8 protein-coding genes are annotated in these 14,314 nt (G+C 45.6%); 6 read left to right on the forward strand and 2 right to left on the reverse strand.

The features are described from left to right. Nucleotides 1-69: 69 nt before the first annotated feature. From CZ379_RS08690 to CZ379_RS08700, 3 genes are all read left to right on the forward strand, one after another. Nucleotides 70-1,047: a carbohydrate ABC transporter permease gene (locus CZ379_RS08690; RefSeq protein WP_234404864.1), complete on the forward strand. Its 978-nt coding sequence runs from the start codon at nucleotides 70-72 to the stop codon at nucleotides 1,045-1,047. Then, nucleotides 1,044-1,901 carry a carbohydrate ABC transporter permease gene (locus CZ379_RS08695; protein WP_110931276.1) on the forward strand — a complete coding sequence of 286 codons (858 nt, stop codon included), beginning with the start codon at nucleotides 1,044-1,046 and terminating at the stop codon, nucleotides 1,899-1,901. The genes CZ379_RS08690 and CZ379_RS08695 overlap by 4 nt, the downstream gene beginning before the upstream one ends. 204 nt (nucleotides 1,902-2,105) lie before the next feature. Then, nucleotides 2,106-4,970: a GH36-type glycosyl hydrolase domain-containing protein gene (locus tag CZ379_RS08700; protein ID WP_199925538.1), complete on the forward strand. Its 2,865-nt coding sequence runs from the start codon at nucleotides 2,106-2,108 to the stop codon at nucleotides 4,968-4,970. A 165-nt stretch (nucleotides 4,971-5,135) separates the two neighbouring features. Here CZ379_RS08700 and CZ379_RS08705 read toward each other — a convergent pair whose 3' ends face one another. Together CZ379_RS08705 and CZ379_RS08710 are read right to left on the reverse strand one after the other, a co-directional pair. Further along, complete coding sequence (locus CZ379_RS08705; protein WP_110931278.1) at nucleotides 5,136-5,480, reverse strand: LamG domain-containing protein; 345 nt, start codon at nucleotides 5,478-5,480, stop codon at nucleotides 5,136-5,138. Nucleotides 5,481-5,570: 90 nt separating this feature from the next. Next, the gene (locus CZ379_RS08710; protein WP_199925539.1) at nucleotides 5,571-7,133 is read right to left on the reverse strand and encodes an extracellular solute-binding protein; all 1,563 of its coding nucleotides are present in this window, start codon (nucleotides 7,131-7,133) and stop codon (nucleotides 5,571-5,573) included. A 253-nt stretch (nucleotides 7,134-7,386) separates the two neighbouring features. Between CZ379_RS08710 and CZ379_RS08715 the strand changes: the two genes are divergently transcribed. From CZ379_RS08715 to CZ379_RS08725, 3 genes are all read left to right on the forward strand, one after another. After that, complete coding sequence (locus tag CZ379_RS08715; protein WP_267890512.1) at nucleotides 7,387-11,988, forward strand: carbohydrate binding domain-containing protein; 4,602 nt, start codon at nucleotides 7,387-7,389, stop codon at nucleotides 11,986-11,988. A 305-nt stretch (nucleotides 11,989-12,293) separates the two neighbouring features. Continuing rightward, on the forward strand, nucleotides 12,294-12,893 hold the full coding sequence (locus CZ379_RS08720; protein WP_110931281.1) for a TetR/AcrR family transcriptional regulator: 600 nt from the start codon (nucleotides 12,294-12,296) through the stop codon (nucleotides 12,891-12,893). Nucleotides 12,894-13,035: 142 nt separating this feature from the next. Next, on the forward strand, nucleotides 13,036-14,256 hold the full coding sequence (locus CZ379_RS08725) for an MFS transporter (protein WP_110931282.1): 1,221 nt from the start codon (nucleotides 13,036-13,038) through the stop codon (nucleotides 14,254-14,256). Nucleotides 14,257-14,314 lie beyond the last annotated feature (58 nt).

A 14,314-nucleotide genomic window follows, 5' to 3' on the forward strand; every position in this document is an offset into this window, starting at 1 on the left:
ATAATCAAATGTATGTGCTATCAAGTATTAGCTTGATAGCACACTTTACTTAGAAGGAAGTGAAAAGCTGTGGATGTATCAAAAGCACCCGAACAGCCAAAAGCCAAGGATACCTTTAGAATCCGGTTCATGAGGGGATTTAAGGAATACCGCATTGCCTACCTATTTATTCTGCCTACCTTTTTGTTTATGCTGCTCGTTCACGTTTTACCCATGATCCAAGGGATCGTGATGTCATTCTTGAAATTAAACCAGTTTACGTTAAGTCAATATTTAAAAGCCCCATTTGTCGGAATAAAAAATTACAGTGATCTGCTTTTTAATGAAAACAATCCTGTTCGCCAAGGGTTGGGATATGCGTTACGGAATACGGCAATATACAGTGTGGTTGTAACCATTGCTGTTATGGTAATAGGGCTGTTGGTTGCGATGCTGCTGAATCGGGATTTCCCGGGAAGAGGAGTTGCCAGAGCAGCCATGTTGCTCCCATGGGTTGTCCCCTCTTATGTCGTAGGGGTTCTCTGGGGATTCATGTGGCAAAAAGAAGGCATCATTAACTATATTCTGGTAGACATTCTGCACTTGATGTCAGAGAAGCCTTTCTGGTTGATCGGTCAGAATACGATCTGGGCTATCATTATTCCTACGATATGGAGAAGCTGGCCCTTTCTCATGGTCGTTTTTCTGGCAGGGCTTCAAACGATTCCTGAGGATCTCTACGAAGCATCAAAAATTGATGGTGCTGGCAGACTCCGGCAGTTCTTTTCAATCACATTGCCTATGCTGAAGCCCGTCATTGCCGTCCAGCTTTTGTTCCAGATTATTAACAATGTATATTCTTATAACATCGTCGCCATGATGTTCGGCAATGGTTCCGGATACCCCGGAAAATGGGGAGATTTACTCATGACAGCCTTGCAAAGACAAACCTTCGGGTATTGGTCCTTTGGGGTTGGCGCAGCGGCCTCTTTCCTCTTGATGGGAGCAATGTTGATCATTGTCGGCATATGGTATCGAATCTTTAGATCGGAGTTGAGAGCGGAATGAGTGCCCAAATTAAGAAAAAAATAGAGTATCACTCGCTAAATGTACTCACATGGGTGATCGTTGCATTTGTTATATTTCCCATTATTTGGATGGTCAAGGTTTCTCTCCATACGAACGGTGAAATTCTGCAGGGGATCACCAGTATTACGATTCCTGAACCTCAATGGCTCAACTACAAGAATCTTTGGGAGACGGTCAATTTCGGTACGTTTTTTAAAAATAGCTTGATTATTTGTACTGCAACAATGCTTGTTTCCAGTTTACTGGCTGTACTAGCGGGATATGCACTTGCCAGATATAAGTTTCCGGGTTCTGGTTTGTTTGGAATCAGCGTTATTGGGACACAAATGATTCCAGGTATTATGTTTCTGTTGCCAATTTACCTGATGTTCTTAGCAATCAAGGATACCTTCGGTCTTCCTATGGTAGATACGTATTGGGGAATGATATTAGTGTATTCAGCATTCTATACTCCTATGAGTATTTGGATCATCCGGAGTTTCTTTGTTTCCATTCCAAAAGATTTGGAAGAATCAGCGCGGATCGACGGCTGTAATCGGATTCAGGCATTTGTTCGAGTAATCCTTCCTCTTTCCTTACCTGGTATTATTGCGATGTGTGTTTATATTTTCCTGACTGCTTGGGATGAGCTGTTGTTTGCATGGGTATTGACTACAACTCCTGAAGTTCAAACAATTCCTGTAGGCATAAGGCTCTTTGTCGGACAATATACCAACCGCTATGATTTGTTAATGTCTGCAGCGACTGTCGTCACGGTTCCCGTTATTATCACGTTCTTTTTAACCCAAAAATATTTTATAAGCGGTATGACAGCTGGTGCGGTGAAAGGGTAGCTCTGGCATACAGCGAATGATGATCAAGACATATGTGCATGGAGAAAAAGACCGTAGATTTTCTTTGCATTTTGTTAAAACGGATTGGAGGTTCTTATGTATAGCAAATTAGTTGCAAGGGAAGCGAATGTGTCACCAGAGGAAGTCATTCGGAAGAAGTATGGGCAATGGCTTCCGCAAACGATGGTTATAGATGCCTTATTCATGGATACTACGTTTAATAACATTGTTGGGATTGCTGGATTACCTTTTAAAGCTCCTGTTGTACTAGAGTTGCTGAAAGATGCCGCTATTGCCGCTTTTCTGAAAAATGGCATAATACAGTATTCTTCGCTGCTCATCATGAATCAGGAAGGGACTTTGCAGGTTTTAGCGTTGGATTCAACCGGTCGGTTAATCGAAATCGCAATGCCTGCGGAAATTTCAGATGGTATATCGGAAATATTGGTCGGTATCAACCATTGGGCTGGATATGTCAATGAAGCAGGAGAGCATATCATTGATTTGCGGACACCTTCTCCAGGGCCGCATTTCCATTCAAATCTTCTCATCGGCAACCGAGTCGGCTTTCCCCGACCATTGCAAACGACGCCCAAAAGTGTCATCGACAGGCTGGGAGGAGGGAGTTTTCGTTCCCATGCTGCTACACAGGTGTTGGCTACCCGCTGGGATATGAGACAGGAGGAAAATGGATTTCCAGCAAATCGTCAGTTTTATCTGATAGAGGGCGACCAGCAGATTTTCTATTCCGCTGATCCGAAGGATGAAAATGTGGAAAGTGCAACCTGCACACATGCTCAGAATTTTACTAAAATCGAGTATAAAACCCGGTGCGGTTTAAAGATCGAGCGGCTCATTTTTTTACTTCCCCAACTGGAAGGAATGCCTTTGGCTACAGAGGTGCAACGAATTAATGTTACGAATCTTGGCAATAAGGATCGGAAGCTGAAGCTCGTGTACACCGGAATGTTCGGTAGCGCCAATCCCCATGCTTTGTTCGAAGATGTTCTGTACAGTAATATCATCATGCAGACAGGTCTTCTCTTGGATGAGAATCGTTCCATTGTCGCCATCACCCCGGACTACTATAGTGATTTTTACAAGGAAGATGTGAGATTTCACACTATGATGGTCGATAAGAAGGGGGATGTTGAATTTCCGAAGGAATTTTGCACTAACTATAATGAATTTGTTGGGAATGGTTCTTTACACCATCCAGAAGGAATTTATCAGCTAAGCAACCGTCTTTCCCGGAAGGGGCCGGGTTTCTTTGCTCTGGCTGCCGATCTTACGCTGGAAGCTGGCGAAGTCTGTCATGTTCGTCAGTTTACGGGGATTGTATCATCGAAACTTAATGATTCTTTTAGCGAAGAGACTGTGCGGGAGGAAATATATAGGTTGATTGACCGTTTACGAATACCGGGCCAGGTTGAGAAATTCCTTGAAGATAGCATTTCCTTTCTCAGTAGTTATAAGAAACTACTCCGTCTTCAAACGGAAGATGAGTTGCTCAATACGTATATGAACCATAATTTGCCTTTTCAGGTATTCTACCAGACCTTTGTTTCACGCTCGTTCTGCCAGACTCAAAAAGGTTACCGGGAAATTGGTTTTAGGGAAATACAAGACCTGTATGCAAGCATGTATTACTTCCTGGGTATGGGGATGGATCATTTTGTACAAGACATGTTAAAAGAATGGGGCTCGAAAGTATTTGAATTCGGGTATGCATACCACAATTTTTACTGGGAAGGCAAGGAGCCTGGAAAATGGTCTGATGACTCTTTATGGTTGATTCAAGCAGTCGCAAGGTATGTTCATTATACAGGCAATTACGGTTTTCTGGATGTAAAATGCGATATAGCAGGGACGGATCCGGTACAACAACGATCCATATATCAGACTATCCAAGCGATTATCCTTTATTCTGGCCAGATCTCTGTCGGCAAACATGGGCTTCCTTTATTGGATTTAGCTGATTGGAACGATTGCCTCAAGTTGGATCAAGACTGTATCGATGGAATCACCAAAGAGAGGTTATATAAGGAGCAGGTGGCCAACAAGGGCATTTCTGTTGGTGATGAGCCATTTGAAAGTAATTATTCTGAAAGCGTAATGAATGCCTTTCTACTGAAATTAGCGGTTGACGAAATGAAAGTAATCGCTGAAGCAAAGGAAGATCAAACCTATGCAGCATACTTGTCGGGTTTAAGCAATGAACTTCAGGGAAATATTCAGCAACATGCATGGAAGGAAAATTTCTTCGCAAGGGTGCTTTTTAACCGATACGACAACTACAGTTATTTGGGAGCGAAGGGGGATGGCCTGTCGGCAGACCCCTCTATTGACGGGACTTATTTTATCAACTCCTTTAGCTGGTCCATATTGTCTGACTCGGCATCGGAGGATCAAATAGAAAAGATGCTGGAGGTTTTGGAAAAGGTAATGGTCACTCCATTTGGCATCAAGTTAATGAGTCCAGCCGATATGGGGAAAATAGCAAAATTTACGGCTACAGGAGAGTACTTCCCTGGGGATCGGGAAAATGGCGCGGTCTTCAAGCATGCGAGTATGATGGCAGTATCTGCCATGCTAAAAGGGGCAAAATCGGTTAAGAAATCAGAATTGGCAGCAAAGCTGTCGAATCTCGCTTACTGGATGCTGGATTTAACTTTGCCGTATAAGACATTGGAAAATCCTTATGTTACCTGTGGAAACCCCCGTTTCTGTACACAGTATAATAATAGCGAAACCGGTGAGAATATTGGCCCAATTCTGAGTGGAACTTCAACGTGGCTAACTCTATCACTTATGTCTGCCCTGGGGATTGAATTTACGGGTGAGGGTCTTGTCCTAGATCCGATTCTTCGGGAGAAGGATCAAAAAGTAATCTATGATCTGAAGATCGGAGAATCTGAATACCATATTGAAATAACAAAACCAGTCGGCTTCTACCGCGCATTGGACAGCCAAGTTACTTTACTGCTTGATGGAAAAAAGTTAACAGGAAATGTGGTGCCTTTAGACAGAATCAAAGCAAACCATATTGTGACAATGCAGTTGCAGTAGGGATAAAAAAATACAAACAGCTTATTTACCGAAAAGGGGATAAGCTATTTGTATTTTTTTGCATATCGAAACACGTCCAAATTCAACAACGGGCTCCGATCTCACAATCGACGCCCGTATCTGGTTTGATGCTAATCTTCAGTATAGGGCGTGTATTTCATCCATTCATACTCCGCCGTAATTGGGGACGCACCGTCGTAAGGACCCAGCCAACGTTTCCAAGGTTTTGTATTCAGAGCCCTGTATATTTCCAGTATCATTCTTTGTAAGCATCAGCTCCATTGTTGATCCGTTAAAAAGGATATTTTCAGAGGACCATACACAATCAAAAGGGTCTCCATTGGAGTAACCGGTAGATGCCTCCCACTTTGTCGGGTCATGCTTCGCAAATGTGTGAACCCAAGTGTTTTCTTGTTTCGACTCTTGGGAAGCTTGGGAAGGGGCGTTTTTTTCTGAACAACCTGCAGCCATTAAGGCGATTAAAATAGCCAATACAATTTTCTTTTTCATCTGATCATCCATCCTGTCGTTTAATCTTATTTCATTCTAGATGGAAGATCGATGAAGATTAAAGGGCAATCTTTAAACAAAGCTATCATATTATTGACTTATTCCATGAACGGACTGATACCATTCGTTGACCTCTCTAGTTATTTGTTCTCCGCCGTTTGCTTTCCAATTCGCCACAAAATCATCGAAGTAGTCAATATTCTTTTTACCGTAAATGATTTGCAAGAAAGTCTCATGCTGTGTTTGCTGAAGCTGGTCGCCTTTCTCCTGCATGGTTGGTGTCGGCGGGCCTTGATACTCGTTGGGTAGCCGGCTGGAGAATAGCTGGGCGAGCACAGGCTTCTCGGTGTCGGACACCATTCTGGTCCAATGGGACGGAATTCGTGCGCCGTCATAGGTGAGGGTATAGGCTGTGACATCGACATAACCGCCGGGGATAAGGTTCCGGTCCATGGAGTACTTGCCGTTTACCATCGTATAGTCATAGTTATTAGCCATGCCGTATGCGAATTCTCCTTCCCCTAATCCTTGCGTTTCGTACAGGTAGTTCATGTAACGGAAAAAGGTTTGTGGATTTCTGTTGTTTTTGTTGATGAGTACAGCTCCGTTTCTAGGCTGGGAAGCACGATGATACGATTTGCCATCAGGCCCTTTTGGCAGGGGAATGGCGATGAATTTAGCCTGCGGATTCTTCTCGGTGAGCACATTAAGCGGCCAAAACCGCATCCAATGGGGGCCGATGACAATGCCTGCTTTTTCTTGGGAAAATAACCGGGCGGCTGATTCTTCATCCTGCCATAATGCCTCATTCGGAAAGTACCCTGCTTCTCTCCATTCTCTAAGCTTGATCAAACCTTGCTTGGTTGAATCTTGGATGGATCCGAACTCCAGCTCATCCTGAGCTTCGCAGAAGTTCCATTGTTCTGGCAGGCAGCCGTACATGCCGAATACCCAGCTGATGTCAGCCATCCAAGTGCTGATGGTGTTGCCCAGACTGACCGCCAGACCAAAGGTGTCGTCCTTTCCGTTGCCGTCGGGATCTTGGTGGGTAAATGCTTCAAGTACTTCCTCTAGCTCTGACAGGGTAGCAGGTGGGGACAAACCGACCCTTTCAAGCCAATCTACCCGAATCCACATCATGGGGTCGGAATTGTAGTCATAATCCAGAATCGGGATAGCATAATGCTCTCCATTCCGTTCGTAAGGATACCAGACGGAAGGGTTCTCATTCATCGCCTTTTTCCAGACTGGAGATGCGTACTGCTCGAACAAATCATCTACGGGCATAAATTGTCCAGAGTCAATCATCTGATGAATGACATCGGTTCTAACCGGAATAATATCGGGCATCTCTTGTTTATTTAGCAGATGTAGCTTTAATTTGGTTGAGAATGTACTGTCTGGGGTTGTCCATAAATACTGGAGATCAATGCCTAATTTTTCACGCACCGATCGGGTGTGAATGTTATCTTCAATGTTTTCGCCATTTTTGAAGCTTAGAGACGGCCGCAAACTAAATACGGTTGTCAAGATTTCCGGTTGGCTCTGGCTGCCAGATGGTTCATTGGATGGCGTCCACTGGTTGAGTTGGTAGAGTTCGTACATGGCTATCATAAGGATCAGTATTGCGGGTACGAACCATATTTTCTTCATACGATATCCCTCCGGCATTATTGTATCACGGAACGAATTGACATTGAACGCACGTTCTGCCTGGGCACTCAAACTGGTTAACGAATAGCTAGAAAAGCTAAGAAGTAGTTATATTGCCGATACCCCATCCCTTTTATAATGTACTTAAATTGCGATAAGGGAGAGTGAGTAACAGGTGAAACGGTTCATTGCACAAGGGCTAGTCCTGTGTATGTTGTTCAGCAGTTTCATGACTGCGGGTTATGCCAGTCCGATGACAAATGATTCAAAGGAAAGTGACATAAGGGGTCATTGGGCCGAATCTATGCTCGGGAAGTGGACCTCTTTGGGAATTTTGTCGGGATATCCCGATGGGAAGCTGAATCCGAATCAGCCTATGTCCAGAGCTGAGTTCAGTATGCTGCTGCAGCGGGTGTTCGGTATCAGCGGAACGGACCAGCTCGCATTTAAGGATGTGCCAGCGGACGCATGGTATGCTTCTTCTCTGGCAGCTGCTGCTCATGCCGGATTTATTAAGGGGTACGAAGACGGAACGTTTAAACCGAGCCACTCGATTATGAGAGCCGAAGCAGCTATGATGCTGTCGAGAGCTTTTCAGATTGCTGAAATCGAGCAGGGGATGAACACGGATGTGATGGGAACTTTTACGGACAAATCAAAAATTCGCCCTTATTCCTTATCTGCTGTGAAAGATCTGGTTATGGCGGGGGCCATGAAGGGATATCCAGACGGTTCCTTCGGGCCCGATCGATCGCTTTCCCGCGCTGAGGCGGTTGCCATGCTGGATCGGCTTGCTGGGACAGTGTACAACAAGGCAGTCACCGATGAACGGAAGGAAGTTCTGGCAAATGCTGTAGTCAACTCGAAAGAAGTGACCTTTCGAAACAAAGAAATTATGGGGAATCTATATCTAGCCCAGGGAATCGGTAATGGGGAGGTTACGGTAGAAAACACGAAAGTCGCTGGAGTAACCTTCATAAACGGCGGGGGACAAAACAGCATCCATTTCAAAAACACGAATTTAGGAAAGGTGATTCTGTATAATGTGGATCACCCGATTCGCGTAAACGTTGAAGGGAAGTCCGTCATTCAACAACTGGTGCTGCGCAGTCCGGCGGTAATTCACGTCGATGATGGAGCTTCGATTCATGAGTTGGTGCTTCAGAAGGGATCTAGCGGAACGTTGGTTAGTGGAAAAGGTGAAATCTCTCGCGTACAATCTGTAGCCGGAGGAATCATGGTGAACGGCCAGCAGCTGGAGCAAGGGAAAGAGTACGTTTGGCCATCTGAGAAGGAAGCCTTGATACCTGCTGGGGAGAAGGGTGTTCCAGTGGGGAGCACGGAGAATGCTGGCGGATTGAATCCATCTCCGGGGAATATCAGTCCTGGAACGGGGAGCGATACGGGATCCCGCCCGCCTGATTCATGGCCACCTGCGGTGGCGCAGGGAAGCTTGCCTGGAACTGCGAAGGTAACTGCCACGGTCTCTGCCGGGAACCGGCTGGCTGTTCTGGTATCTCACAAGGAGATGACCTCTCCGCAGATTGGAGATCCTTTGCTGAAGAGCAGCTTATTAATAGATCCTTATGAATCAGGAACTGACATATCAGGAGTTGACCCAAGCGTTAACAAGTATCTTGGAGTTTATGAAGTCGACAATAACGGGAAGATTGTTCGTTTCCGGCAGATCGTCTTGACGGAGGCGAATATTAAGCCTGAAGCCTGGAATAGGGTATGGAGTGACGAATTTGAAGGCTCTAGTATCGACAACTCCAAATGGAACTTCGTTCAAGGCGGCGGAGGTTACGGGAATAATGAGCTTCAAAACTATACCAATCGCGCACAGAACGCTCGCATTGAGAACGGGAATTTGGTGATTGAAGCCCATAAGGAAGATTATCAAGGAAATCCGTATACTTCCGCGAAGCTGACTACGGAAGGCAAGGGAGATTGGACTTACGGCAAATTTGAAATTCGTGCCAAAATGCCGCAAGGCAAAGGAATATGGCCGGCGATCTGGATGATGTCTAAGGATCAGAATTTGTATTCCGGTTGGCCTGCCTCCGGAGAAATCGACATCATGGAGCTTTTAGGGCATGAGCCGAACAAAATATATGGAACCCTTCATTATGGATTGCCTCATGAACAGGCACAGGGCAGTTATACTCTGCCAGACGGACGCACGTTTGCCGAGGATTTTCATACCTTTGCGGTAGAATGGGAGCCGGGGGAGTTCCGTTTTTACGTGGACGGCGTGTTATATTCCAAGCAGAACAACTGGTTTAGCAAAAATCCGCAGGAAGGTGGTGAATACACCTATCCCGCTCCTTTTGACAGGGATTTCTTCCTGCAGTTGAATCTGGCCGTTGGTGGCGATTGGCCAGGGAATCCGGACCCAATTACGGAATTCCCGCAAAAAATGCTCGTAGACTATGTGCGTGTATATGAAAGGGACGGTCATGCTTATCGTCAGCCAGTTATGCCTGCCACAAAGACCGCGGTCGTGAGAGAGCCGGGGGAAGATGGGAATTATGTGGAGAACGGAACGTTTGAAGATGAATTGAACCATTGGCTGTTCCAACCGTTCGCGCCGCCTGCTGATCTGTTCGGTGGTGTAGGGTCTGTGGCTGTGGATCAAGGGGCGGTAAAAACGACCATAGATCAGCAAGGGGACGTCAATTACGCCATTCAGCTGATTCAAGCCGGTTTGCCATTGATTAAAGGATCCACCTACCAGCTTTCCTTTGATGCATGGTCGTCGGGAGACAGAACGATGGTAGCGTCATTGTCAGGTCCTGACCGGAGTTATGTCCGCTATATGGATGACAAGACGGTTGCGCTTACCGCCGACCGGCAAAACTATACCTATACCTTTACCATGAATTCGGATACGGATCCAAATGCCAGATTGGAGTTCAACATGGGGAACGCAGGCATCCTTCCGGTATGGATTGATGAGGTGCGCTTAATTAAAATTGCTGATCCCGATCCGAATATTTCTCGTGATGCCCTACCGAGCGGGAACTTGATTTATAACGGCACTTTTGATCAAGGCAAGGATCGTCTCGGCTTTTGGAAGATCGATGGGCCAGGCAGCGCGGATGCGCTCTATTACGTCGGAAGTGCGATAAATGACCGTAAGCTGTACGTGAAGCCGAAGATGGCTGGACAGCCTGATGCGCTGGTTCTTAGTCAGGACCGGCTAAACCTCAAGGAAGGAAAAATGTACATTCTGTCATTTAGCGCTAAAGCGGACAATAATGTATCCATAATGGCCCAGATTGGGAATGACGATAAGTCGAATCTTTATGCCGAGCAGTCTTTCACTATTCGTACAGAACCGCAAATCTATTCATGGATTTTTACAATGGGCCCGGCGAACAGTTCAAGCAAGCTTGAATTCGGGTTGGGAGCTTTGACCGATCGCCTTGAACTGGATAATGTGAGTTTGAAGGAAATGAGTCCACCTGTAGAAGTGAACGGTTCAAAGCGCATTGAAGCGGAAAATTACTCCGACATGCAAGGCGTGCAAAAGGGAGAAGACGGGTTAAGCGTTGGCTGGATCGACCCGGGTGACTGGATGCAGTACATTATTGATGTCAAGAAGGCTGGCGAATACAAGCTTGCTTACTACGTTGCATCGGGATATGAAGGTGGCGGATCATTGACCTTGCTGGCCAAGCAGGGCAGTGTATACACGCACACATTGCCCGTAGGCGAAATCCTTGAGGCGGATGCGGATTTCAAATATACATGGAACATAGCGAATACGGGAGACTGGGGAATATTCAAATTAATGGAGCAAACCATTCAGCTGAATGAAGGAATTCAGACCTTGCAAATCTATGCTCCTCATGTGAATATTGACTATTTTACGCTGACGGATGTCAACCAGCGGAGTTTTACCGGAAATCTAATTCGCAACGGGACATTTGATGCCGATGTCAGCGAGTGGCAGACCTATCAGTCGGACAATAAGTCCGATAAGCTCTCTATTATCGCGAAAGATGGTGTCATGCAAATTCAACTCCCTGAAATCATGCCCGAAAATTGGAACCAGCAGGTCTACCAAGAAGGCCTCACGTTGGAGCAGGGGAGAATCTACTCGGTGACCTTTGATGTCTATTCCACGGTAGACCGGCCGATTCAATTGGGTGTAGGCGTTGTGGATCCCAGCAATAATTATGCGTATACGGATTTCCTTGACGGCAACAAGCCTACAATTTGGCTAACTCAGGTGAAGCAGCAGCAGCAATTAACCTTTGTGATGAAGCATCCGACGGAAACGAATGCGAAGCTGGAATTTGATTTGGGCCAGTTAACGATCGGAGGGAAGATATACGATGAGGCAGGGGATATTTTCCTGGATAACATTCGGCTTAGCAGCAGTCTGATTCAGAACGGATTGTTTAGCGAAGGCACGGATGATTGGTCAGCCTATTGGGGAGACGAATGGAATGGGCATTCTTCCGGAAGCTTAACCCAGCGTGGCGGAGAAATGGTGATCCAAATCGATACGGCAGGCAGTCAAAATTGGAATCCTCAAATCAGTCAGGAGGGGATCCGGCTCGAAGAAGGTAAAACCTATCAAATTTCCTTGGATGCCCGTGCGAGCGTTTCAAGAAAAATAAATATCGGTCTTGGAAAAAAGCTAAGCGAAGACCCTTGGCATGTCGGCTATTTCGGAACAGATTTGTCGCTGGCAACGAATATGCAGAGATACACATTTACATTTACAATGAATGGTACGACAGAGGATCACGCCAGAATCGATATTAATGTGGGCGAGCTTGAAGGTTTGGGTTCCAATACGGAGGTCATCTTAGACAATATCGTGCTGGTCGAAGTGGACTAACCCTCAGGAATAACGTATCAGGGTAGCATTGTGTCCATATATAAAATGAATTTTAGAAAGGGTACAGTCCTTAAGTGTTGGGGGGCTGTACCTTTTTCGTTATACAAATAATTATGCCATTATGAGGAGAGCAAGAGCACCTCCACAATTATTCAACTCCCAGTTTGGTAGCGTTTGCTTTACGTGAGGCGATACTCCCAAGAATTGACGGAAAATAACCATTTAACAATTTATTTGCTTACGGCAGTCTTTTTCGATTATAATACTGAATAATTGTTCAGTATTCTGAAGGCGGTGATTCAGGAATGAATAAAAAGAAGCAGCAAAGCGAGCAGACGAAGAAGAAGATTGCCGAGGCATCCACGGCTTTGTTCATACAGAAGGGCTACAGGGCTACATCGATCGAAGATATCGTGAAGGCAGCCGGCTGCAGCGCAGGTAATATTTATTATCATTTCAAGAATAAAGAGGGGTTATTTCTTTATTTGATTGATGAATGGAACCTGGAATGGGAAGAGACCTGGTTAGCCAAGGAGCCGCTCTACCCGACCACGATCGATAAATTGTACGGCATGGCTGAGCATTTAGCGCTCGATCAGTTGAATCATCCGCTGACGAGAGCCGCCGATGAGTTTTATAATAACTCGGAGAAAGCGTCGGATGTGGAAGAGCGAATTCATGAAATCGTTAAGGGCTATCTCATTTTTAATCAGCAATTGCTCCAGAAAGGGATCGATAACGACGAACTTAAAGCTACAAATGTAGTAGGACTTGCCATGATTCTGGATAGCCTTCTGCTGGGTCTAAGCCAGCATGCGCGAAATATGAACCGGGAGGAGATGCTCGAGGCTTACCGATTGGCTATGGATGTGTTTTTGCATGGGATCGCCAAGGAATCCAGTTAGTTTTTTATAATCGGAAGAAAAATGGCTGCTAAACGCTAAATAGGGTCTGTTTGAATAGAAATACGTCGCTAGACGTCTTTCTTTTTCTATCATTTTGAATGAACATTCAGTATGTTTGCATACAACTTTGGAGGAATTCTGTATGGGTTTATTGTTGAAAAATCGGGGTGCGGTTCTAATCCTGATGTTGAATATTTTTCTGGTTTTTATGGGGATTGGACTGATCATACCGATCATGCCCAAGTTCATGAATAGTTTAGGCATAGGCGGGAGCACGATTGGCCTTCTGGTGGCAACCTTTTCGCTGACGCAGTTTCTATTTTCGCCGCTGGCCGGCCGGCTGGCTGATTCTTATGGAAGAAAGCGGATGATTGTCATCGGCATGATCGTATTTGCTTTTTCCGAAGTGCTATTCGGATTAGCGAGCGCCCCAGTGCTATTGTTTGTCTCAAGGATGCTCGGAGGCGTTAGCGCCGCGATGATCATGCCGGCCGTTATGGCTTATGTCGCGGACATTACGACGCAGGATGAACGTGCTGCGGGGATGGGCTATATTAACGCGGCCATTACAACAGGCTTTATCATCGGGCCTGGCATCGGAGGATATATTGCTGAAATCGGCATCCGTGTTCCCTTCTATGCTGCAGGTGTTGCGGGACTTATAGCGGGCTGTATTTCTATGTTTGTTCTTCGGGAGTCTCTTTCTGCCAAAAGAACAACATCGGACTCATCCGCGTCAAAGGACAACGGAGGCAGTCTTCTATCTCAATTGATTCATTCCTATCGCGAGCCCTTTTTCCTAAGCTTGATCATCGTATTTGTTATGTCTTTCGGACTAGCCAATTTTGAAACGGTCTTTGGACTGTTTGTCGATCATAAATTCGGATTTGAGCCAGGAGATATTGCCTTTATCATTACCTTTGGCTCGATCGCTGGCGCTGTGGTTCAAGCTACGGCCTTTAGCTGGATTTTAAATCGCTTTGGCGAGAAAAATGTCATCTCGGTTTGCCTTCTCTTTGCTGGCATTTTCATTCTTATGACGCTCTTTGTACACAAGTTTTGGATGATTTTTGCCGTTACCTTTGTCGTCTTTCTGGCAATTGATATTTTGCGTCCGGCGATCGGTACCCAAATGTCGAAGCTAGCCGCAGACCGGCAAGGCTACGTTGCAGGCCTTAATTCGGCCTATACCAGTCTCGGCAATATTGCCGGGCCGATCCTGGCCGGATATTTGTTCGATATAGATATCAACTATCCGTATACTCTCGCATGTATAGTTCTATTAATCTGTTTCGGCTTATCCTTGAGAGTCGGTAAGCGAATGAAGGTGCCGTCTCCTGATCATCGTTCAAGCGCTAATTAATATACACAAAAGCATCTAGATAAGTTACTAGATTCAATGCTCCCCACATGGCAATGGC

Source organism: Paenibacillus bouchesdurhonensis (assembly GCF_900155685.1).
In the GTDB taxonomy this organism is placed as follows: domain Bacteria; phylum Bacillota; class Bacilli; order Paenibacillales; family Paenibacillaceae; genus Fontibacillus; species Fontibacillus bouchesdurhonensis.